A 20,046-nucleotide genomic window follows, 5' to 3' on the forward strand; every position below is an offset into this window, starting at 1 on the left:
AAATTGAAGAAGATCAAAGCCCTGTTGCTTGTCTCCGCTATTTTCATGGCGGCCAATCCTTGCGTCCAGGCCCAGGAAGGCTGGTTTAAGCGCTTCGTACAAAAGACCATTTCCGACACCACCGCACCGGGCGAGTCGAGTTTCAGGATTTACCCCACTTTGGGTTATTCACCCGAAACGAGCTTCGAGTTCGGACTTTCTTCCCTGCTCATTTTTCAGGCAAAAAAAGACACGCTGAACCGGCTGAGCGAAATTCAGGCTTTCACATTTCTCACATTAGAGGCGCAATACGGCATTTGGCTGGACAATGCGATTTATGGTGACCAAGACAAATGGTTCTTTCTCGGCAGAACGCGTTTCCAGCGGTTTCCGCTCCTTTATTACGGAATAGGGCCAGAAACGGTGGGCAAAGATCCGGCTTTGATTGATGCGAATTATATCCTGTTTAAGCAGCGCGTTTTAAGAAAAATACGGCCTAATCTGTTTATAGGACCTGAAATCGACTATCAGCAACTCTATAACACACACTTTGAGCAACCTGATAACCACACTTATGATAAGCCGCTCGGCAGTGACGGCACGCGGAATATTGGGCTGGGCGCTGCGCTGGTTTATGACAACCGGCATAATGTTCTCAATGTCCGGAAAGGGTTTTTTGGTGAAATATCGTTCCTGAAATACGCACGGGAAGTCGGAAGCAATTATAGTTTTCAGGGCGTTAACCTGGATGTGCGTTCGTCACATCCTACCAGTTCACGTAATGTGCTGGCCTGGCAGGTTTTAGGCAATTTTTATTCGGGTAATGTGCCGTTTAATCAGCTTGCATTAATGGGCGGCGAGATGATTATGCGTGGTTACTATTATGGCCGCTACCGGGATAAAAACATGATTGCGGGCCAGGTTGAGCATCGTTGGCTGCCTTTTGGTTTTAGTAAAAGATTTGGTGCGGTGGCATTTGCCGGCACCGCGGTCGTTGCGCCGAAGATCAATGCGTTTACGTTTAAGCACCTCCGTCCTTCGGGCGGCGTGGGTTTGCGTTATCTGCTTTTTCCTAAAAAAGACATTTTCCTGAGATTGGACGTTGGTTTTACCAAAGATGGCCCGGGCTTTTATCTGTTTACAGGTGAGGCTTTTTGATAAATTATTCCCTGTGTTTGTAAGTAAATGCAACGATAAACAGCAGCACGCCTACAAAACCCAGTGCAATGGATAGGGACGTAAATTCTGCAATGAAACCGATCAATGCAGGTCCGGCCAATTGTCCTGCATAACCCAGTGTCGTGACAGCAGGCAAAGAAATGGAGGGAGGAATGTTGGGAAATGTGCCCGCAGCCGTAAAAAAGATAGGGACCACGTTTGCAGCGCCCAGGCCTACCATAACAAAACCAATCAATGCTGCCGGCGCCCAGGGCAAAAGCACTGCGAGCAGAAAACCAGCTCCCGCTAAAAATGTTCCGTAAAAAACCACCTTGGAAGGCCCCAGCTTATGGATCAGCCCGTCGCCGGTTAAGCGCATAACGGCCATTGCGACAGAGAAAGCAGCATAGCCGATGCCGGAAAGTGAAGGATCAAAGCCTCTCGAAAATTGCAGAAAAACCGCACTCCAATCGAGCAATGAGCCTTCTGCAAGAAAAAGAATGAAACACATCAACCCAAGGATGACCACCGGGCCCTTAGGCAGAACAAAACCCGCGCTATCCATTTTAGCCTCTTCGGCATGCGGGAGTAAATATTTGAATTGCGTCGCTGTTATAATGATTAGCATGATTGAAATGCTGACTGCCGCAACCGTTGGCGATAATCCTGCCTTGATCAGAAAACCCAGTCCAATGGAGCCGAGCAAGCCGCCGACGCTGAACATTCCGTGAAACGACGACATAATGTGGCTTCCGTGCTTCTCCTGAACCAAAACAGCCTGCGCATTCATGGCGACGTCCACTGATCCGATTCCCGCGCCGAAAACAAAAAGTGCCGCAGCCAATTCGTAAGGAGTCCGGGCGAGTAAAAGCAGCGGGAGCACCACAGCAATAATAATGGCAGATATTAATGAGATCCTTCTGCTTCCATATTTATTGATCAGAACGCTCGTTAGCGGCATGGTTAAAATGGCGCCCGCACCCAATGATAAAAGCACAATGCCTAAATCTGCCTCACTCAGTCCGAGCGCTAGCTTTGCAAACGGGACCATGGGTGCCCAGCTGGAAAGTCCGATCCCGCAGACCAGGAAAATGAGTAAAACTGCCCGGCGAGCGGCACTGATCTTTGCTTTTTCTTGCATAAAAGGAATAGTTCAACAGAATTGATTTGCAATAATATGCAACATATGCGAGATTTCAGCATTGCAAATTGCAAAAAACAGCAAAAATTCATTTGTTAATACAAACTCAAAAAAAAACTATCCGGGCTTGTTGAAGCCGGATAGTTTTTTCAAATGCTCATGTGAGCTTGTATCAGATATTCTTCTTTTTCGATTCTTTCACAGCAAAATCAACCGCGCGGGCCGTTAATGCCATATAAGTAAGCGATGGATTCACGCATGAAGCAGAGGTCATTGCTGCACCATCCGTTACGAACACGTTTTTAACAGCATGCAACTGGTTATTTCCATTCAAAACCGAAGTTTTCGGATCGCGGCCCATTCTGGCAGTTCCCATTTCGTGGATTGCCATACCAAGATATGATCCGTTGTCATACGTTTTCACGTTTTTCAAACCTGATTTTTCAAGCATTTCGGCAGCATCGTTCATCATATCCACACGCATTTTCTTTTCGTTTTCACGAAGTTCAGCGTCGAAAACAACAGCCGGCATGCCGAATTTGTCTTTGTTGTCTTTATTCAGATACATGTAGTTTTCGTGGTAAGGCAAAGTTTCACCAAATCCACCAAAACCCATTGTCCAGTTGCCCGGCGTTGTCAATTCTTCTTTAAAATCGGCTCCGAACGAAAGTTCAGCCACATTCCGCTGCCATCCCTGACGGCCACCGCCGCCCTGGTAACCAAAGCCACGCAGATAATCGCGTTTGTCGGGACCAATGTTGCGGTAACGTGGAATATAGATTCCGTTTGCACGGCGTCCGAAATAATATTTATCCAAATCACCTTCCCAAACGCCGCTGGCGCCTGTTCTGAAATGGTGATCCATCAAATTGTGTCCCAATTCACCTGAGTCGTTACCCATTCCGTTCGGGAAGCGGTCGGAAGTTGAGTTAAGCAGCAAGGCAGTTGACGCCAATGCACTTGCACAAACGAAGATCAATCCTGCGAAATATTCTTTTTCCTGCAATGTTACCGCATCCACAACACGAACACCGGTTGCTTTGCCCGCACCATTTGCACCAGATTTGCCATCATAAATAATTTCACGCACCACAGAATCCGGACGAAGTGTAAGCAAGCCCGTTTTCACAGCTGGCGGCAATGTGCTTGACTGCGTGCTGAAATAAGCGCCATAAGGACAGCCTAATGAGCATCTGTTGCGATATTGGCATGGAGAACGGCCGCCTTCCAGCTGGATTTTCGTAGCCTGCGAAAGGTTAGCTACGCGTCCAATGGTCATATTACGACCTGGGAACTGCTTTTCCAGTCTTTTTCTAACTTCTTTTTCCACGAAATACATGTCCATCGGCGGAATGAAATCGCTGTCGGGAAGTTGCGGAAGGCCTAATTTTTCACCGGAGATCCCCACATGTTTTTCAACATAAGAGTACCACGGAGCAATGTCTTTATAACGGATAGGCCAGTCAACGGCAATCCCGTCTTTCAAATTCGCTTCAAAATCAATGTCGCTCAGCCTGTACGACTGGCGGCCCCACATGATCGACTTTCCACCGACAATGTTCGGGCGGAACCAGTCAAATCGCTTTTTCTCTTCGTATGGAGAATCCATGTCGTTCATCCAGTATTTTTCCGTCATTTCATTATACGGATAATCGCGGGACAGGAATGGATGTGTTTCTTTCTGTTTTACGGTCAGGCGGCCGTTGTATTGTGTTTCCCAGGGTGCTTTCAGTGCGTAGTCGTAGCCGGTAACGTGTTCAAGATTTTTACCTTTTTCGAGCATCAACACTTTTAAGCCCTTCTCTGTCAGCTCCTTCGCTGCCCATCCGCCCGATACGCCTGAACCGATCACGATTGCGTCGTAAGTGACTTCTTTTATTGCGTCAATATTTAAATTCGCCATTTTAAAGGATAATATTTAAGATTTTGGTCAGGGATAGTTGATTAAAGTGCCCAGCTTTTCTGTCCTTTCGGTATAGGCCAGCTTCCGTCAAATCTTCCTGGAATAGGCAGATAATCGAGTGCTTGCGTAGCTCCGATTTCAGATGTGAAATATCCCGTAACCGTTAAGCCCTTCATTTGCATAAAAAATGGCTTGTCAGAAACAGTTGTGCGTTTAATGATATCATTCTTCTGCGTCGCGTCAAGGGCTGAGAACCCTTTTCCATACACCTCTTTGCTTTGTGCATCCACTTTTGCAAGTCCGGAATAGAATTTCTTCTGATCGTCCATCTCGTAGCAATCGCGTACAATTCTGGTGATAAACTTGTCTGCACCTGCCGCCTTAGCGCCCGGCGTTCCTGTTGCAGGTATAATTACGTCCGCCACATCTGCTAAAAGCGCCTCTTGTTCTGCGGAAATATCCAGAGACGGGCCGAAATTCAGCTTTTCGCCCATGATGCCCGCCATCAAAGGAGCTGAGAGCGTGCCTCCAAGGAGGAAAGTTATTTTTTGAACAGCTTCTCTACGGTTCATTATATAAGGATTTAAGTCGGAAAGGATTAATTAAAATTAACCTTTAAATATAACAACCCGTACAGAATTATTGCTATCAAAGGGCATAATTTTCCGTAAATTCAATGAGAGTAACCGGACAATCATCGCATTTGGCGTGATCGGTGCCAACATGCCATATTTGATTAATATTCTGAACCAAGGCTTAGGCAATCGTCAGATTTCTTCGATCTGACGAGCAAGTTTAAAGGTTAAGTAATAGAGGAACGTTGAGTAAATAATGCAGATATCTTCCCTGATTTTCAGGGAAGATATTTTTTTTGTGGGAATTGGAGATTTTGACTCCTGTTATTTCGCAGGTGTGATCACAATGTTGCGATATTCAACCGGACCGTGATCGCCTTGGATATACAATGGTCCCGGCTCGCCTTCATTGCTGTCCAGCGCGCCGCCCGTAATGCCTGGAATTTCCTGGTTTGTGATCACAGTTTTTCCATTTGAGACAAGCGTCAGCATGCGGCCCACCAATGTGATGTCAAATGATTGCCATTCGCCCGGATCTTTCGCCATCATTTCGCTGGGAACTAGAAAGCCATACACCGCACCAAGCTGATCCAGAGACGGTTCCATGCCTTTGCTGTCTGTAACCTGCACTTCATAACGGCCTCTCAAATAAACGCCGCTATTGCTGCCTTTCGGAATTCGGAACTCAACATGCAGTTTGAAATCATTGAACTTTTGGTCCGTAATCAGGTTTGCGCCTGACTTAGGGCTGCGCAAGATCCCATTTTCAGCAACCCATTGGTTTTCACCGGCTGCATGCCATCCTTTGATCTCATTTCCACCAGTCAGCTTAATCGGCGTTCCCCAAACCGGAGCCGCAGTTCTGCGCAATGCAGGGGCGCGCACGCCTGTGAATGTGAATGTTTTGCCATCCGGCGTGTTGACCGATCCAGCGATTTTTTCACCCGTCAGCGTGCCTTCCAATGTAAAGTTCTTGTCGCCCTTTTCCCATTGCGGCGGAATTTCAAAATTGAACTTTCCGTCTTTGAAATGCACTTCGGAAATCGGTCTTGCACTGCCGGAAACACTGGTGAACTGTCCGATCAGCGTGTGGTTGCCCGAGTGACGTACTTCAAGCCAGGACGGAGCCATTTTGCCGCCCATGTCAACCGTGATGTCCCAGCGTCCTTCTATGGGAGCGGCTGCCGGTGCGGTGACAGGAATTGTATTGTTGGAATTTGAAAAAGCGGCAGGAATGAATGCCAGGGATAAAAAACAGGCTTTAAGTAGACTTTTCATAATTGGATAAAAGGTTAAGGAGGGTCAATTTAAAAATAAAAATCTGATAAAAAGATCACGCTGGCGGATTGCGCGTAGAACCAAATTGATAACTTTGAGATAAGACAGCTATAAAATGAAATATTCCGAGGCCCAGTTACTTGCAGACATTGAACGGATAAGCCAGATTCCGATCGTGCCAACCATGCTTGAAGTGATCTGTAAGTCGACCGGAATGGGCTTCGCCGCAATTGCCCGGGTTACGCAGGACAAATGGATCGCTTGCAGTGTACGCGATGAAATTGCGTTCGGACTGGTGCCAGGAAGCGAATTGCAGATTGAAACCACGATTTGCAATGAAATCCGCGATAGTCAAAAACCTGTAATTATCAATCACGTGGATGAGGACGAGACATTTGTTCATCACCACACGCCGAAAATTTACGGTTTCCAAAGTTATATTTCGATTCCCATCATTCTGAAAAACGGTGACTTCTTTGGCACATTATGCGCCATTGATCCAAAACCCGCGATTCTTAATGATGCCAAAACCATTGGAATGTTCACGCTGTTTGCAGATTTGATCGCTTTTCATCTGCAAAGTGTGGACGTTGTAGAGCAAACCAGAACAGCATTAAATGAGCTCAATCACAAATTGGTGGATTCGGTGATTGAAAATCGACAGTTTCGCTATATCTCAAATCACAATTTGCAGGAGCCGCTGCGTAAGATGCGCGTTTTCAGCAGCATGCTTTTGTCAGCCAGCACAACGGAAAATCTGGATCAGGTGCGGACATTAGCCGGCAAAATTGACGCTTGCGCCAGAACCTTTTCAAACATTGTGAAGGAATTATCTGAATTCTCGGAGTTATATAACGACACGGATTTTCAGTCAGTTAACCTGAATCAAGTTGTAGAGGAAGTTTGCGGGGAATTGAATGGTGAGCTGAACAACAAAAATGTGGCAATTAAAATTGATCAGCTGCCAGTCATTAATGCTAATCCGAAACAGATGAAGCAGCTTTTCTATAACCTGATCACCAATTCTTTGCAACATTCGACAACGGATCAAACATTGGAAATCAAGATTGACGCGACCGAGTTAACGACCAGAAATACACCGGAATTGCCGTTGCAAAATGATTCTGAATTGGTAGAAATTACGCTGCAAGACAACGGGAAGGGTTATTCAAAACACGAATTAGAGCGCATTTTCGATTTGTTTCCGCAGCATTCGATGGATATAAAGGAAAAAAGCGATGGAAGCGGGCTCGTTTACTGCCGCAAAATTGTCCGCAATCATGGCGGGAGCATTGCAGCTGAATCAGAACCCGGCAAAGGCACCGCTTTTTCCGTTATTTTACCAATAAATGCCCGTGGTAAACAAGACCAAGAGTCATCCAAAACTTTTTAACCTCCGCCAACTTTCGCCTGCTCGGGCAATTCGTTGTAACCGCCTGAACGGTCTTCCATTCCGGGAGCGTTATCAAGATCGCCCTGATGCACTTCACCAGAAGCGTTACCCTGGGATGCTTCATTGCTCTGAGATACGTCATTTCCCTGACGCGCTTCACCAGAAGCACTTCCCTGCTGCAAAAATTCATTCAAACTTTGAAGTCCTTTTTCCCAGCCTTCCTGATGCGGGATGATTTCCTCTTGTTTCGTGAAACCTTCCTGTAAAACGTGTAGCGAGCTGCCGTTGTCTTTGGCTTCGAATTTGATCGTTAATACATAATCAGTTCGTTGCGTTGCCGGATCGTCCAGTTCCCAGTTCCAGGAATAAACGAGCTTTTCGTTCGGCACAACCTCCTTATAGTCGCCAGAAACCCTTAGTCCGGCCTCTTTGAAATGATATTCAACTTTGCCGCCTTCCTGCAATTCATTGATGACATTTTCGAGCGAGTTGCCGTTCGGGTGCCACCATTGTTTCAATTGTTCAGCATCCGTCCACGCTTTGTAAAGCGACGCTACATCCGCCGAAAAATCCTGACTTAGTTCAAATTGATTTTTTTGTTCAGTTTCCATAGAAGTGTAATTTTTTGAAAAATTAAGGCGGGTTATTTCAAACCGCGCCCTGTCTTATGCTGCAATTCATCGATCCTTTTTGAGGCCTCGGCTTTGCTCAGCGTGGTGTCGAATTCTACGCCTGCTTCGTCAGACAAGGTTTTCAGATACGATTCCTGGGCTCCTGTCATCGGCTCGTCGCCCGTAGTCCATTCGTCGGGATCTTTCACTGCATTTGACCCTTTTATTTCTTGATCCTGGTCTGAAAGGTTTTCATTCTCATCAAGCGCGCCTTGTTCTTTAGTTGCCATTTTAGTTTGTGATTTTTTAACTGGTGGTACAAAAACTGAGCCAGCAGGCACACCGTAACTTTTCGGTGCCGACTTTGATGTTAGGTGCAGGATCGTAGATTTGTTATATGAAAAACATTCTCATCACCGGGGGCACCGGAAACCTGGGTAAAACCGTCGTTCAGACGTTAGCTGATCATGACTGTCAATTGCATCTTGCGGTCAGAAAGAAAGAACAGTCGGATGCATCTCAAATCACTTACTACCAAGCGGATCTGGCTGATAGTGAGCAATCTGAAAATTTTGTTGAGTCAATTCTTGCAACGCAGGAAAGCATACATACGGGCATTTTTCTTGCCGGAGGCTTCACGACGGGAAATTTGGAAAAAACAGCATTGAGTGACATTGCCGATATGGTCAAACTGAATTTTGAAACCGCATTTACAACGGCTAAAAGTTTAATTGCCCATTACAAACAAAGTGGCGGCGGGAAACTCATATTTATCGGGTCAAAGGCGGCTATGGACTTCAAAGCAGCAGGTGAGAACCTGGCATATGCGCTTTCGAAACAAATGCTTTACAATTTCTGTCAAATGATCAATGAAACGGAGAACGCGCATGGAATTTCTGCGCATATTTTGTTGCCTGAGACCATTGATACAGCATTAAATCGCAGCGTCATGCCGGATGCTGATTTTTCAAAATGGACCAGCACCGGGACCATTGCGCAAACCATTCTTGACATCATTGAAGGCAGGGAAATCAGAACAGAAATTTCCTTTTAGCAAGCTGTTTGAAGCGACGTCTTTCAAAGAACACATTGCCATTCAAATCACCATTTTGCCAGTTATGTAACCGGCATAATCTGGTCAAGTAGTTTCGCATAGTCCTGGTTTTTAGTTATTTAAATAAATGCAGACGTCAAAACCGTCCGCTGGTTGTAACTCAAAAACCATCGATCATGCGAAACCACTCATTATCCCGTGATTTTTATTCATTTACAATCCTTTTCCTGGCGCTCTTCATTGTCACCATTTCGGTGCAAGGCATTGTAAGCTTACAACTGGGTGCCAAAGTGATCACTTTCAACTCGTTTTACCCGTGGTTGCTGCTTTCCGGTTTCATTTTCACCGTCGGCTCTGTGGCGCTGCAACGCTATTTCCGATACAAAGATTATACAGCAGCTTTTGCGGCGGGAATCATCAACATTATCGTTAATGTTGGTCAATATGCGCTGATTTATAACATAATAAGGATGCGCGAGCTGCAAAGCTTTTATATTAATTATAGCGCGACAACATTGTCGGTCGGGATTATTTTTGGTTTTGTGTTAACATTTTCAAAAACCAGAGAGCGTCCTTTGCTCATGTGGTCGGGAATTATTTCTATTATTTCCGGCTCCATTCTCCTTGTGACAATGCTGTGGTTTCATAATAGCAGCGACGTGCAATTGAAGTTGCTTCTCGAAAAAATTCATCGGTTGACAGCCGTTGTGAGCATTCTCTCGCCGGCTTTGTTGCTGCTCAACATTTGGAGGGAGTTCAAATCAGAGGTTTTTGACAATGTTAAAAAGCCGCCGGTTGTCTGGCGGGAGCTGTTGAAGGTGATCGCTGTTTTAGGTATTTTGTTTTTCGGGATGAGTTTTGTGACCGAAAGTGTGCAATCGAGGTCAGGCAAGCCGTTTGTGCCAACTCCTGAAATTAGCAAATTGTCGAAAGCATTTCCGCCAAGAAATTACGTAAACGATGCGGGCGATACATTGCGCTATCGGCTTATGCTGCCACTGGACTACGATTCTACAAAACAATATCCAATGGTCGTTTGCCTGCATCACGGGGGCGCGCACGGGAAAGACAATATGCGTCAGCTCGCTGCAGATCCTGCGCCATTTCTTTTTAATGATGAAAACAGGAAGAAATATCCGGCGTTCATTTTCATGCCGCATTGCCCGGAAGGGGAGGGTTTCGGGGGAATTGCCAATTATAACAACATTGACACACTCGTAATTGATGCAATTAATGTGCTTAAAAAGACGTATCCCGTCGATTCAAAACGGCTTTATGTGATGGGAATTTCGGGAGGCGGTTACGGTTCGTGGCACTTTATCAGCACACATCCCGAAATGTTCGCAGCCGCCATTCCCATATGCGGTGCGGGTGATCCGAAATTTGGCAAAACATTGACTGACATGCCAATCTGGGCGTTTCACGGCGTAAAAGACCGTCTCGTGCCCGTAAGTGGAACGCGTGACATTGTGGATGCGATTGAAAAAGCAGGCGGCAAACCGAAATACACGGAATACAAGCAATCCGGTCACGACATTTGGAATAATGTAAAGGAAGAGCCGCACCTGATGGATTGGCTCTTTGCGCAGAAAAAGCAGTAGCTTAACTGTGCTGCTTAGGGAAGTTGATCATCCAGCCTATGCCGTATTGGTCATGAAAACTGCCGAAATAGTCGCCCCAGAAGGCATCCTCCATCGGCATTTCGATTTCACCGCCAACGGATAGACCTGCAAAAAGGCGATCGGCTTCCTCCCGGCTATCTGTGAAAACGGAAATGTAAGCGTGATTTCCTAACCGAAGCTGGTGGCCCATGGAAGGAACCGTGTCAGATCCCATGAGCACATCACCATTCCCGATCGGAAGTGAAATGTGCATTAACCGACCTCTTTCATTTTCTGGAAGCTGCTCAGCGCCAGGCATTTCGGACATGCGTTGGACGAGCAGGAACTCGCCGCCGAAAACGGATTTATACAAATTGAATGCCTCTTCCGATTTTCCGTCAAAGTTGAGGTAGGTGTTTAACTTGGGCATGGCGTGGAAATTAGTTAAATGGTTTGAATGTGAATTTGATGAATCAAAAGTAGCAACCAATTAGGCCATGCATTGACCCTGAAAAGGACAATCGAAGGGGGTTAACGAGACATTCAGCACAATAATCCGGTGCGATCTGAAAATCAGGCAAAAATGCTTTATTTTGTTAATGAATTTGAGTCGCTTGTTAACACATTCTGATTAACGCAAAATATTTGATATTTTTGTTTTCAAGCTTTTAAGAATATGGCAGAAGGACAGACAGTGCACCTTGCGGATGACGATGAAGACGACAGAATGCTGATTAAAGACGCGTTGGAGGAAGCTAATCCCAATGTGACGGTGATTGAAGCAGAGGACGGCAAGGAATTAATTGCCAATGTCAAAGAGTCAGACGATTTATCGAAGACAGTTGTGCTGATAGACATGAATATGCCGAAAATGAACGGCATTGAAGCGATCAAGGAAATCAGATCTGAGCCGGAACTTGCAGAATTGCCCGCGGTAATGATGTCAACTTCCAACAACCCCGAGCTTAAAAAACGCGCGCTTGACGCTGGTGCGGATGATTTTATTGTCAAGCCAAACACATTCAAAGCGCTTCTCGACATTGCCAAAACCATCCTTTCCCGTTTCTTTGGAGGTAAGTAATCATTAATTGTAGACGTTATTCTTCTTGACAAAAGAATATACATTTTGCAGTATTCACTTTGTGCTTCAAAGTACTTTTGTTATTTTTGAACTAATGCTTGTGATCAAATAGCAGTTTTAAAGTGTTCTTGTTTTATGAAATGGTTTGCGAAAGAAGGTTCAATTGTGCGGGAGATTTGGGGAAAAGCGGATACGATCCTTTTTATTTTTGCGGGAGCATCGGCAGAATTTGCTGTGAATAAGTCGGTCGACTGGCTTTATTTCACGGGCAAGCTTCCGGCTGATCCTTTGGGAAGACTGTTTTCAACGGTTGCCTACGCACGCAAGATCGTGTTTTCAGAATACGACGCTGCCATGAAAGCCATTGATCAGATAACGGCCATCCACAATGATGTGGAGGCCCGGCGTGGCGCGAAGATCCCGGATTGGGCATACAGGGATGTGCTTTTCATGCTCATTGATTACTCCATAAGGTCTTTTGAATTGTTGGAAAGAAAGCTCACAGTTGCTGAAAAGGCGGATATATTCGAAACATTTCAGCAAGTGGGTGCGCGTATGGGCATCTCAGGTTTGCCTCAGACGCTTGGTGCCTGGGAAGAAATGCGCAGCCAGCATTTGAATGATAATTTGGTAAAAAGTGAATTCTCAATTGATTTGTACAAGCAATATGAGAAACATCTCGGGCTGCCCAGATATCTGCTTCTTAAAGAAGTTCAAACCCAGATTGTGCCGCAAAGAGTGCACCAGTTGCTTTCATTACGGAAGGTTTCTGCGCTCACATTCATCCTGCCTGCTTACAAGTTTTCACGGGTTCTGGGCATTCATCACATCATGAGAAATCTTATTTTGCCAGCGAAATATAAAACTGAAATTGTCGGGCTGGATGCAAATTAATGGGCTTGATTCGCTATAAATCATACGAAATGGCCGAATTAAGCAAATTGAGGTTCTTAATGGCTTCGCCCATGGTGTTGTTGAAATAAGCGAAAACAGTCTTGCCCTCAGAAATCCAATCCTGAATGCGCTCTGCATATTCGTACAAAAACGCATCTTCATATTGTCCGCGATAATCGCCTTTCGGGCCGTGAAAGCGCACGTATCTGAAGTTGTTATCGGATTCCAGCAGGCCGGGAGCGGAGCCAGGCTTGTCGTGAATGACGATCTCAAACCTGTAATGTTCGATCAGTTCAAAAGCATCATCGTCATACCACGAGTTATGTCGGAACTCCAATGCAACTTTCCATTGCCTGTCGGGATCGGCGTTTGCGATGGAACTTAGCAGTTTTTCGAGTTGCGGCAGCATGATCATTTTCAGGCTCGGCGGAAACTGGACAAGCAGACAACCTTTCTTTGGGCCGATGTGATCAATAATTTGCATGAACCGGCTCACATCATCCGGATTGAAAATAAGGCCTTTGTTATGCGTAATGTCACGCCAGAGTTTGAATGTAAACACAAAGTTATCCGGCACCTGCGCCGACCAATTCCTTACCGTTGACGCAAGTGGAACTTTGTAAAATGAACTATTGATCTCAATGCTATTGAACAGGGACGCGTAGTAAGTCAGCCGGCTTTTGTCCTTGAATTCTTCGGGATAAAATTGCTTGTTAGGCACCGGCAGAACAAGTCCGCTGGTGCCTGAGTATAATGTTGATTCGCTATCTTCCATTTTTGCACACTGGCGCTGCATTTGCAGCACGCTGGCAAGGCGATCAAAAACATCGTGCTAGCGAAGCAAACCCACTAGTTTGTAAGCAATCTCTCTGAAAAGAACGGCAGCATTTTCTGCTCGATCCGCTCGCCGATGCGGTTCAGGTGATCGCCTTCATATTCTTCGTAAGTATGCTCAATTTTGTAATTGTCAAGCAATTCGTGCAGAATTTTAATGTTGGCAGCAATGGGCTGATCCTTATTTCCCGCATCGAAAGCAATGCCCTTCATCTTTTTCAGATTGGTAATATACTGGTCAATCGTGGCCATGCCCGAGTTGGCCGCCCATTTGAGCTCAACCGTTTTTTCGAACTTCTCCGTTTTTAACAATCTGATCTGTGAAAAACGGCGGGTTGGTCGGGTTAGGCGACCATGCAGCGGCAGAAGCGATTGCTGCTTTTGTGCCAAAATCTGCTTTGGCAAACTCAGCCGGGTCTTTAATGGCCTCAATTTTTGCCAACGATTCAGGTGAACGATTGCCGCCCGGTGCCATACAACAAGGGCTCAGCGCGTAAATACTAGAAAATACATCAGGAAATTTTTCGCCGATGCGCATGGTTCCGTAACCACCCATTGAATGTCCGGCCAGTCCGCGGCTGGTTGCTTTAGGAATGGTTCTGTAATGCTGATCGATGTATGAAACCAATTCTTTGGCAACGAAATCTTCCCAATTGCCCGCAGTAACCGAATTGGAATAAAAACTGCCTCCACTGCGCGTATAAGCATTAGGGGTAACGATAATCATCTCATTTAGCTTACCCGCGACAAATGCTTTGTCAACGATCACTGGCATATTAATCCAGTGCTTTACCAAACCATACCATTGCGCATCATTGTCGGTGAAGCCATGCAGCAAATAAATGACCGGATAGCGACGTTTTGAGTCTTTTTTATAACTCGGCGGCAGGTAAATCGAGACGTCCGGATCAGCCGTGTTGCCTTCCAGATTTCCTTCCAGCGATTTCCCGTGGACCTTAATGCGTTCCGTTGAACCCATTAATTTGTCCTGGGCCGACACGGTTTCGGGTATCGATAATGCGAAAGCGAGCGCAATGAGCAGCAGTTTTTTCTTCATAAAATTGATTCAGCGTGGTTGGTTTCAGAGCAATTTGTCAGGCAATATCGGCAATTCCCGGATACGCTTTCCCGTCGCATTAAAAACTGCATTGGCAACGGCCGCAGACACGCCCACAATCCCAACTTCGCCAAGGCCCTTAATGCCCATTTTATTAGCCAGCGTATCTTCTTCTTTGATAAAAATAGCATCGAGATCGCCAATGTCGAGGTTTGACGGCACGTGATAATCGGCCAGTGACCGTGTAATGAAATGTCCGTAACGTGGATCGATCACGGATTCTTCTGTCAGCGCCATGCCAATTCCCCAGACATTTCCACCAATGATTTGTGACCGCGCTGTCTTTGGATTCAGAATTTTCCCAGCCCCGGTGACAGCCAAAAAGCGTTCGACGCGCACCATTCCAGTGGATTGATTCACCCAAACCTCTGCGAAATTGGCATTGAAACTGTGTGACGAATATTGCTCTGCTGTTTCCAAAGGCTTGGAATCGGCGCGCGCCTGAATGTTGTCAATCTTCTCCGAAACCATCAGTTGTGACGCCGTCGGGCGTTGGAAAAATTGCTTTCCGGATCGGGCGATCAGCTCGTCGGTCACTTTGATACAGGCATCATTTACTACATTTGCATAACTTGTCGCACCCACAGATCCAACAGAGCCGGCGGCAGGCGGAAAATCTGAATCACCGATTTTTACTGTGATCTTGCTCATAGGCAAACCCAGTGCATCCGCCGCTGTTTGCGCAAGAATGGTGTAAGTGCCGGTGCCTAAATCCGCAGCGGCCAGCTCAACGGTTGCGGTAACATTGCCGCCTTCGCGTTTCAGCTTTACAATAGCCCGAACTATCGCGCTGGTGCGCTGGATAAGTTCCGCAGGCCACGCCATAACCAATCAAATAATTGCCCTGAACAGACTGCCGGGGTTCCATTTTTCGCTTTTCCCAGCCAAATGCTTTTGCACCCACTTTCAAACATTCCACCACCTTTCTGGAAGACCACGGCTTCCCATTTGACGGGTCTTTTTCGGGCTCATTTTTGAGGCGCAATTCGACCGGATCCATTTTTAACTTATAGGCCAGTTCGTCCATCGCCGATTCCAATGCAAAACTTCCCGTAGACTTTCCCGGACCGCGCGTATAAGTCGGCAGGATAAGATTCATAGGCGTCACACGATAAGAAATCAGCGAATTGGGCGTGTCGTACATGATTTTTGAGCAATCGCCGCAAGGTTCTACAAACTCATCCTGAATGGCCGCGTGCGTACTCGTCTCATGAGCTAATGCTGTGAGTTTGCCATCTTTGGTTGCAGCTAAGCTTATTTTCTGGTAATTCCGCTGACGAAATCCAACAGAATTGAACATTTGCTGCCGCGTAAGTGCCAGCTTAACGGGCCGGTTTACCATTTCTGCAGCAATTGCAGCCAGAATTAAATTGCCCCATTGTCCGCCTTTTGAACCAAATCCGCCACCAATGTAGGGCGACACAATGCGGACATTCTCCGGTTTAAGGTTGAATGTTGATGCAGCTGCACTTTGCGCGCCATTGATGATTTGCGAACTGTTGTAAAGTGTCAGATTTTCTCCCCGCCATTCTGCAATTGTGGCGTGTGGTTCAAGCGGATGGTGGTGGTAAATGGGCGTTGCATAGGTTTCTTCCACTTTGAATTCCGCACTTTGCATCGCTGCTTGAACGTCTCCACGTTTCTCGTCCTCCTTATCCTTCGGTTTTACACCTTCGCGATACAGTTTTTCAAAATCCGTCCGGGCTTCTTTTTGATCATATGCTACTTTTACCAATTCCGCGGCATGTCTGGCTTGCTCAAATGTTTCTGCGACAACCACGCCGATATGCTGTCCGTAAAACAGCACATCCGCATTCTGCAACATTGCACCGCCGCGGATGCCGCCCTTGGGATTCAGTTTGGGTGCATTCATGTGTGTGATCACAGCCAGAACGCCCGGAGATTTTTCAGCATCAATGCTGTCAATGCTTTTGATCTTTCCTGCTGCAATCGTGCTTTTGAAAATGACCGCATAAGCAGCGTTTTCGACAGGGTGATCTGTTGAATAATCTGCTTTTCCCGTCACTTTGAGGATTCCATCGATCCGGTTAACCGGTTTACCGATCGCTATATTTTTATCTTGCATGAGATCTTGGGTTAGGATTTGCCACTGTTCAGCGCCATTTGCAAGGCTCGCACAATGCTGCGATTTCCAAGCTCTACTTTAAACTTATTATGTTCCAATGGCTTTGCATCCGCCATTTCTGCATCTGCCGCCAACTTGAAATTAGCCTCAGTTGCTTCTTTTCCAATCAGCATTTGCTCCGCTTTCGTAGCGCGCCACGGCTTATGTGCTACGCCACCCATTGCTATTCTGGCTTGCTTAATGACTTTACCGTTCATTTCCAGAGCCGCTGCCACGGACACCAGTGCAAAAGCATAGGAAGCCCTGTCACGCACTTTGAGATAATAAGCGTGCTCAGCCAGATTATTTTTAGGAATTTCAATTGCAGTAATAAGCTCGCCGTGGGCAAGATTGGTGTCTTTCTCAGGTGTGTCGCCGGGCAAACGGTGAAAGTCTACGAAAGAAACAGCCCGTTCCTGACCATTCTTATCCATGATTTTAACAACAGCGTCAAGCGCAGCCAAAGCCACCGCCATATCAGAAGGGAACACTGCAACACACTTTTCCGACCAGCCAAAAATCGCGTGCATTCGATTGATTCCTTCCATTGCGCCGCAGCCCGTGCCGGGTTCGCGCTTGTTGCAAGGCATATGCACATCGTAAAAATAGGCGCAGCGAGTTCGTTGCAGCACATTGCCGCCATTGGTCGCCATATTGCGGATCTGTCCGGATGCACCCGCAAGGATCGCCTGTGTCAAAAGCGGATGTTGCTGCCGGATCAATGGATGATTCGCAGCATCGGTATTTTTTCCAAGCGCACCAAGGGAAATGCCGGTGCTTGTGGTTTTGATCTGCGTCAGGCTCAGCCGGGTTATGTCAGTCAATTCCTCTGGCTGCTCCACATTTTCCTTCATCAGATCCAGCAAATTGGTGCCACCCGCCAGGAATCTTGCGTTTGGATTTTGGGAAACGATTTGAATGGCAGCCGGCGCGTCTTTGGCGTTGGTAAATTTAAATGGTTTCATACGAGCATCCAGTTTTGTTTAACAGCCTGTCCACCATGCACTTCCTGAATTGCCGCCACAATGTTCGGATAAGCTCCGCAGCGGCAAATGTTACCAGACATCCGTTCACGGATTTCCTCATTTGAAAGCTTCACAGGAGCAATTTTCTTGCGCACATTTTCGGTAACATAACTAGCGTCGCCATTTTTGGCTTCGTCTAATAATGCCACAGCTGAACAAATCTGGCCTGGTGTGCAGAAGCCGCATTGGAAACCGTCATGTTTAATGAATGCCTCCTGAATCGGATGCAATGTGTTGCCCTGTGCGATCCCTTCAATGGTTTTTACAGATTTTCCTTCGCAGCTCGCAGCCAGTGTAAGGCAGCTCAGAACGCGCCGTCCGTCAACAATCACCGTACAAGCGCCGCATTGTCCGTGGTCGCAACCCTTTTTCGAGCCGGTTAGATCGAGTTTTTCCCGCAGCGTATCCAGCAATGTCATACGCGAATCAACAACCACTTTCTTAGCTGCGCCATTGACTTTAAATGCAACGTCGACACCATTTTCAATTGTTTCCGGCGAAAGCAGATTGGATTTTGCTGCTGCCAGCGGGCGCGTAATCACCTGCTCTGCAACCGCAGATTGCCAGGCGAGTAAGCCGCCGCCGGTGAGGGACATTAATTTCAGAAAGTGCCGCCGGTTTACACCATTGTCCATAATTTCCGCGAGGTCTTCGGGCATAAGGTCTTCAAACAGCTTCCTTTCATCCTCGGTAAGCTGCGGTGACTGATCTTCTTCGTTCATGGTGATGTTGGGAAAAATTATGGAATTTTTCGTGTTAGGAAATGCAGTTATATTATTGATTTTGAGCAAAAAAGAAAGTGCCCTTATCAGTGGAAATCACTGGTAAGAGCACTTCAATAATTGTACCAAATGAATCAGATCAATGTGATCCTTCTCACTCGCTTGCAGGCAAGATATTGCCGAGCAGATAAAATGCGGAATCCTGAAAGCTGATGAATGCTTTCGCCTGCTCATTATCAATCCAGCCTTTTTCTAGATGGCTTGCATTCACCAATGCCGATGTCTGCATTTTCCCGTAAACCTCGCAAACATCTTTCAATGTCTTCAACTCGTTTTCTGTGAATTGTGATGGGTCAAAGGTTTTTGTCGTAGATATCATTTCGCCATAATTCCCATTGCCAACCTCCACCTGGTCAATCGATAGTTTCGAGTCATCACAAAGTTTGACATACATTTTCTGGTACTGCGACGGCACCGGGCCAAACTGAATGGCGCGATAAGAAATCCCGGAAATCGCGTAACCAGTTCGCGCATACGAAGTGAAATCAGCGTAGAAAAGCAGTTTATTTAATTTTGTCTTATAAAGCCCCTTGATTTTGGAATCGAAATAGGCGATCATCTGCGAAATCTTCTCCATATCCGGCTTCCGATAACCATTGAACGTCGACGGCTCCTGATTTTCGAAAATCTGATCCAAAAATGCCAGGTCCAGGCCCGCCGCGCATCAGCAGCCATAATCTGCTCAGCTTTGGCAACGAGCTTACCAACATCTTTCGCGCTCAAAATATGGGAGCTGGCCTGCACCTGCCTGATAAAAGTCGCCGGATCCTTTACCGATAAAATCAACCGACCATTGGAGACAGAAGGAATCTCACCCGATTCGTACAACCGGTAAGCATTCGTGCCAAGGCCAAGAATTTCCGACATCTTATTAGCCGAAACATCATACCTCTGCCTGATTTCCCTAATCTCCTCGGGAAACGGAATTCTGTATTTTTCTCTGTATTGATTATACACTTGCGAAATGCCTAAATCGTCCAGCTCATCCGTTGTAAACTTTTCTCCCGAATCCTCGCACCGATAGTAATGCCAGTAAAATTCGAATTGTTCTTTCCTGAATGTCAAGACAGACAACTCACGATGCAACGTCGCTTCATTTCCGGTTATGGGACTTTTCATAGCTATTTGTAAGGATATGTCATAGGGTGTTCGGCAATGTGGAATGAGATGCAGATCACATGCGAGTTTACGTTGCCAAAGTTTAGTTATCTGCATTAATATCTCTCGTTTTCAACTTTGTCGTTGAAATGCAATGCAAACTAACTTTTCAACACGGAGCTTTTGGCATCCGATATGGCTCCCTCTTTCCAGCGGTGGCTGTCAATTATTTTAAGGTGAAAATTCCGCTTTGTGAAAATATTCTTGTCTCGACCTCACCTGATATAGGGCGAACTGTTCGGAGCTTTGCAAAAGAAATGCAGGATCGGCTGAATGGTAAATATCAGCGCCGATTTACCACAATGAAATTATTAGTACAAATTGACGATATTGAGTG

Annotated in this window: 22 protein-coding genes; 6 read left to right on the top strand and 16 right to left on the bottom strand. The window is 46.2% G+C overall.

All coding sequences use genetic code 11. The features are described 5' to 3' along the window. The first annotated feature begins 45 nt into the window (after positions 1–45). On the top strand, positions 46–1,137 hold the full coding sequence (locus tag AC0IYG_RS08105) for a BamA/TamA family outer membrane protein (RefSeq protein WP_471710882.1): 1,092 nt from the start codon (positions 46–48) through the stop codon (positions 1,135–1,137). Positions 1,138–1,141: 4 nt separating this feature from the next. Here AC0IYG_RS08105 and AC0IYG_RS08110 read toward each other — a convergent pair whose 3' ends face one another. From AC0IYG_RS08110 to AC0IYG_RS08125, 4 genes are all read right to left on the bottom strand, one after another. Further along, positions 1,142–2,278 (bottom strand): MFS transporter, encoded by a 1,137-nt coding sequence (locus AC0IYG_RS08110; RefSeq protein WP_471710590.1) that lies wholly within the window; start codon positions 2,276–2,278, stop codon positions 1,142–1,144. Between the two features lie 172 nt (positions 2,279–2,450). Then, on the bottom strand, positions 2,451–4,181 hold the full coding sequence (locus tag AC0IYG_RS08115) for a GMC oxidoreductase (protein ID WP_471710591.1): 1,731 nt from the start codon (positions 4,179–4,181) through the stop codon (positions 2,451–2,453). Positions 4,182–4,222: 41 nt separating this feature from the next. Continuing rightward, positions 4,223–4,753, bottom strand: a complete 531-nt coding sequence (locus AC0IYG_RS08120) for a gluconate 2-dehydrogenase subunit 3 family protein (protein WP_471710592.1) — start codon at positions 4,751–4,753, stop codon at positions 4,223–4,225. Positions 4,754–5,080: 327 nt separating this feature from the next. Further along, the gene (locus AC0IYG_RS08125) at positions 5,081–6,034 is read right to left on the bottom strand and encodes a 3-keto-disaccharide hydrolase (RefSeq protein WP_471710593.1); all 954 of its coding nucleotides are present in this window, start codon (positions 6,032–6,034) and stop codon (positions 5,081–5,083) included. 115 nt (positions 6,035–6,149) lie between these two features. Between AC0IYG_RS08125 and AC0IYG_RS08130 the strand changes: the two genes are divergently transcribed. Beyond that, positions 6,150–7,427 carry a GAF domain-containing sensor histidine kinase gene (locus tag AC0IYG_RS08130; protein WP_471710594.1) on the top strand — a complete coding sequence of 426 codons (1,278 nt, stop codon included), beginning with the start codon at positions 6,150–6,152 and terminating at the stop codon, positions 7,425–7,427. On the opposite strand, the gene AC0IYG_RS08135 is transcribed toward AC0IYG_RS08130, so the two are convergent. Both AC0IYG_RS08135 and AC0IYG_RS08140 read right to left on the bottom strand, forming a co-directional pair. Beyond that, positions 7,424–8,038: an SRPBCC family protein gene (locus AC0IYG_RS08135; protein ID WP_471710595.1), complete on the bottom strand. Its 615-nt coding sequence runs from the start codon at positions 8,036–8,038 to the stop codon at positions 7,424–7,426. The two genes, AC0IYG_RS08130 and AC0IYG_RS08135, sit on opposite strands and share 4 nt — an antisense overlap. A 32-nt stretch (positions 8,039–8,070) precedes the next feature. Next, positions 8,071–8,328, bottom strand: coding sequence for a DUF3072 domain-containing protein (locus AC0IYG_RS08140; RefSeq protein ID WP_471710596.1), 258 nt, complete (start codon positions 8,326–8,328; stop codon positions 8,071–8,073). Positions 8,329–8,435: 107 nt separating this feature from the next. Here AC0IYG_RS08140 and AC0IYG_RS08145 point away from each other — a divergent pair, with 107 nt between their 5' ends. Both AC0IYG_RS08145 and AC0IYG_RS08150 read left to right on the top strand, forming a co-directional pair. Then, complete coding sequence (locus AC0IYG_RS08145; protein ID WP_471710597.1) at positions 8,436–9,092, top strand: SDR family NAD(P)-dependent oxidoreductase; 657 nt, start codon at positions 8,436–8,438, stop codon at positions 9,090–9,092. Between the two features lie 176 nt (positions 9,093–9,268). Beyond that, positions 9,269–10,693, top strand: a complete 1,425-nt coding sequence (locus AC0IYG_RS08150) for a carboxylesterase family protein (protein WP_471710598.1) — start codon at positions 9,269–9,271, stop codon at positions 10,691–10,693. 1 nt (position 10,694) lies between these two features. Here the strand turns inward: AC0IYG_RS08150 and AC0IYG_RS08155 are convergent, their stop codons facing one another. After that, positions 10,695–11,123, bottom strand: coding sequence for a VOC family protein (locus AC0IYG_RS08155; protein WP_471710599.1), 429 nt, complete (start codon positions 11,121–11,123; stop codon positions 10,695–10,697). Between the two features lie 246 nt (positions 11,124–11,369). Here AC0IYG_RS08155 and AC0IYG_RS08160 point away from each other — a divergent pair, with 246 nt between their 5' ends. Then, complete coding sequence (locus AC0IYG_RS08160; protein ID WP_471710600.1) at positions 11,370–11,774, top strand: response regulator; 405 nt, start codon at positions 11,370–11,372, stop codon at positions 11,772–11,774. 135 nt (positions 11,775–11,909) lie between these two features. Next, positions 11,910–12,668 carry an oxygenase MpaB family protein gene (locus AC0IYG_RS08165; protein WP_471710601.1) on the top strand — a complete coding sequence of 253 codons (759 nt, stop codon included), beginning with the start codon at positions 11,910–11,912 and terminating at the stop codon, positions 12,666–12,668. Positions 12,669–12,681: 13 nt separating this feature from the next. Here AC0IYG_RS08165 and AC0IYG_RS08170 read toward each other — a convergent pair whose 3' ends face one another. The 9 genes from AC0IYG_RS08170 to AC0IYG_RS08210 all read right to left on the bottom strand — a co-directional run bounded on the left by AC0IYG_RS08170 (position 12,682) and on the right by AC0IYG_RS08210 (position 19,670). Then, a complete protein-coding gene (locus tag AC0IYG_RS08170; protein ID WP_471710602.1) occupies positions 12,682–13,464 on the bottom strand; it encodes a DUF72 domain-containing protein in 783 nt (260 codons plus the stop codon). Positions 13,465–13,517: 53 nt separating this feature from the next. Then, positions 13,518–13,814, bottom strand: coding sequence for a hypothetical protein (locus AC0IYG_RS08175; protein WP_471710603.1), 297 nt, complete (start codon positions 13,812–13,814; stop codon positions 13,518–13,520). Further along, positions 13,780–14,559, bottom strand: coding sequence for an alpha/beta hydrolase (locus tag AC0IYG_RS08180; RefSeq protein WP_471710604.1), 780 nt, complete (start codon positions 14,557–14,559; stop codon positions 13,780–13,782). The genes AC0IYG_RS08175 and AC0IYG_RS08180 overlap by 35 nt, the downstream gene beginning before the upstream one ends. A gap of 24 nt (positions 14,560–14,583) precedes the next feature. Continuing rightward, the gene (locus AC0IYG_RS08185) at positions 14,584–15,444 is read right to left on the bottom strand and encodes a xanthine dehydrogenase family protein molybdopterin-binding subunit (RefSeq protein WP_471710605.1); all 861 of its coding nucleotides are present in this window, start codon (positions 15,442–15,444) and stop codon (positions 14,584–14,586) included. Continuing rightward, positions 15,347–16,705 carry a xanthine dehydrogenase family protein molybdopterin-binding subunit gene (locus tag AC0IYG_RS08190; RefSeq protein WP_471710606.1) on the bottom strand — a complete coding sequence of 453 codons (1,359 nt, stop codon included), beginning with the start codon at positions 16,703–16,705 and terminating at the stop codon, positions 15,347–15,349. The genes AC0IYG_RS08185 and AC0IYG_RS08190 overlap by 98 nt, the downstream gene beginning before the upstream one ends. An 11-nt stretch (positions 16,706–16,716) precedes the next feature. After that, a complete protein-coding gene (locus AC0IYG_RS08195; protein ID WP_471710607.1) occupies positions 16,717–17,709 on the bottom strand; it encodes an FAD binding domain-containing protein in 993 nt (330 codons plus the stop codon). Further along, on the bottom strand, positions 17,706–18,491 hold the full coding sequence (locus AC0IYG_RS08200) for a 2Fe-2S iron-sulfur cluster-binding protein (RefSeq protein ID WP_471710608.1): 786 nt from the start codon (positions 18,489–18,491) through the stop codon (positions 17,706–17,708). The genes AC0IYG_RS08195 and AC0IYG_RS08200 overlap by 4 nt, the downstream gene beginning before the upstream one ends. 154 nt (positions 18,492–18,645) lie before the next feature. Continuing rightward, positions 18,646–19,128 carry a Panacea domain-containing protein gene (locus AC0IYG_RS08205; RefSeq protein WP_471710609.1) on the bottom strand — a complete coding sequence of 161 codons (483 nt, stop codon included), beginning with the start codon at positions 19,126–19,128 and terminating at the stop codon, positions 18,646–18,648. Next, on the bottom strand, positions 19,107–19,670 hold the full coding sequence (locus AC0IYG_RS08210; RefSeq protein ID WP_471710610.1) for a hypothetical protein: 564 nt from the start codon (positions 19,668–19,670) through the stop codon (positions 19,107–19,109). Before AC0IYG_RS08210 ends, AC0IYG_RS08205 begins: the two co-directional genes overlap by 22 nt. Positions 19,671–20,046: the final 376 nt, after the last annotated feature.

Source organism: Dyadobacter sp. AC419 (genome assembly GCF_979253085.1).

Bases quoted from the DNA above. Each gene is read 5' to 3' on its own strand.
- AC0IYG_RS08105 (WP_471710882.1), top strand. From the start codon at position 46: ATGGCGGCCAATCCTTGCGTCCAGGCCCAGGAAGGCTGGTTTAAGCGC.
- AC0IYG_RS08110 (WP_471710590.1), bottom strand. From the start codon at position 2,278: ATGCAAGAAAAAGCAAAGATCAGTGCCGCTCGCCGGGCAGTTTTACTC.
- AC0IYG_RS08115 (WP_471710591.1), bottom strand. From the start codon at position 4,181: ATGGCGAATTTAAATATTGACGCAATAAAAGAAGTCACTTACGACGCA.
- AC0IYG_RS08120 (WP_471710592.1), bottom strand. From the start codon at position 4,753: ATGAACCGTAGAGAAGCTGTTCAAAAAATAACTTTCCTCCTTGGAGGC.
- AC0IYG_RS08125 (WP_471710593.1), bottom strand. From the start codon at position 6,034: ATGAAAAGTCTACTTAAAGCCTGTTTTTTATCCCTGGCATTCATTCCT.
- AC0IYG_RS08130 (WP_471710594.1), top strand. From the start codon at position 6,150: ATGAAATATTCCGAGGCCCAGTTACTTGCAGACATTGAACGGATAAGC.
- AC0IYG_RS08135 (WP_471710595.1), bottom strand. From the start codon at position 8,038: ATGGAAACTGAACAAAAAAATCAATTTGAACTAAGTCAGGATTTTTCG.
- AC0IYG_RS08140 (WP_471710596.1), bottom strand. From the start codon at position 8,328: ATGGCAACTAAAGAACAAGGCGCGCTTGATGAGAATGAAAACCTTTCA.
- AC0IYG_RS08145 (WP_471710597.1), top strand. From the start codon at position 8,436: ATGAAAAACATTCTCATCACCGGGGGCACCGGAAACCTGGGTAAAACC.
- AC0IYG_RS08150 (WP_471710598.1), top strand. From the start codon at position 9,269: ATGCGAAACCACTCATTATCCCGTGATTTTTATTCATTTACAATCCTT.
- AC0IYG_RS08155 (WP_471710599.1), bottom strand. From the start codon at position 11,123: ATGCCCAAGTTAAACACCTACCTCAACTTTGACGGAAAATCGGAAGAG.
- AC0IYG_RS08160 (WP_471710600.1), top strand. From the start codon at position 11,370: ATGGCAGAAGGACAGACAGTGCACCTTGCGGATGACGATGAAGACGAC.
- AC0IYG_RS08165 (WP_471710601.1), top strand. From the start codon at position 11,910: ATGAAATGGTTTGCGAAAGAAGGTTCAATTGTGCGGGAGATTTGGGGA.
- AC0IYG_RS08170 (WP_471710602.1), bottom strand. From the start codon at position 13,464: ATGCAGCGCCAGTGTGCAAAAATGGAAGATAGCGAATCAACATTATAC.
- AC0IYG_RS08180 (WP_471710604.1), bottom strand. From the start codon at position 14,559: ATGAAGAAAAAACTGCTGCTCATTGCGCTCGCTTTCGCATTATCGATA.
- AC0IYG_RS08185 (WP_471710605.1), bottom strand. From the start codon at position 15,444: ATGGCGTGGCCTGCGGAACTTATCCAGCGCACCAGCGCGATAGTTCGG.
- AC0IYG_RS08190 (WP_471710606.1), bottom strand. From the start codon at position 16,705: ATGCAAGATAAAAATATAGCGATCGGTAAACCGGTTAACCGGATCGAT.
- AC0IYG_RS08195 (WP_471710607.1), bottom strand. From the start codon at position 17,709: ATGAAACCATTTAAATTTACCAACGCCAAAGACGCGCCGGCTGCCATT.
- AC0IYG_RS08200 (WP_471710608.1), bottom strand. From the start codon at position 18,491: ATGAACGAAGAAGATCAGTCACCGCAGCTTACCGAGGATGAAAGGAAG.
- AC0IYG_RS08205 (WP_471710609.1), bottom strand. From the start codon at position 19,128: ATGGAGAAGATTTCGCAGATGATCGCCTATTTCGATTCCAAAATCAAG.
- AC0IYG_RS08210 (WP_471710610.1), bottom strand. From the start codon at position 19,670: ATGAAAAGTCCCATAACCGGAAATGAAGCGACGTTGCATCGTGAGTTG.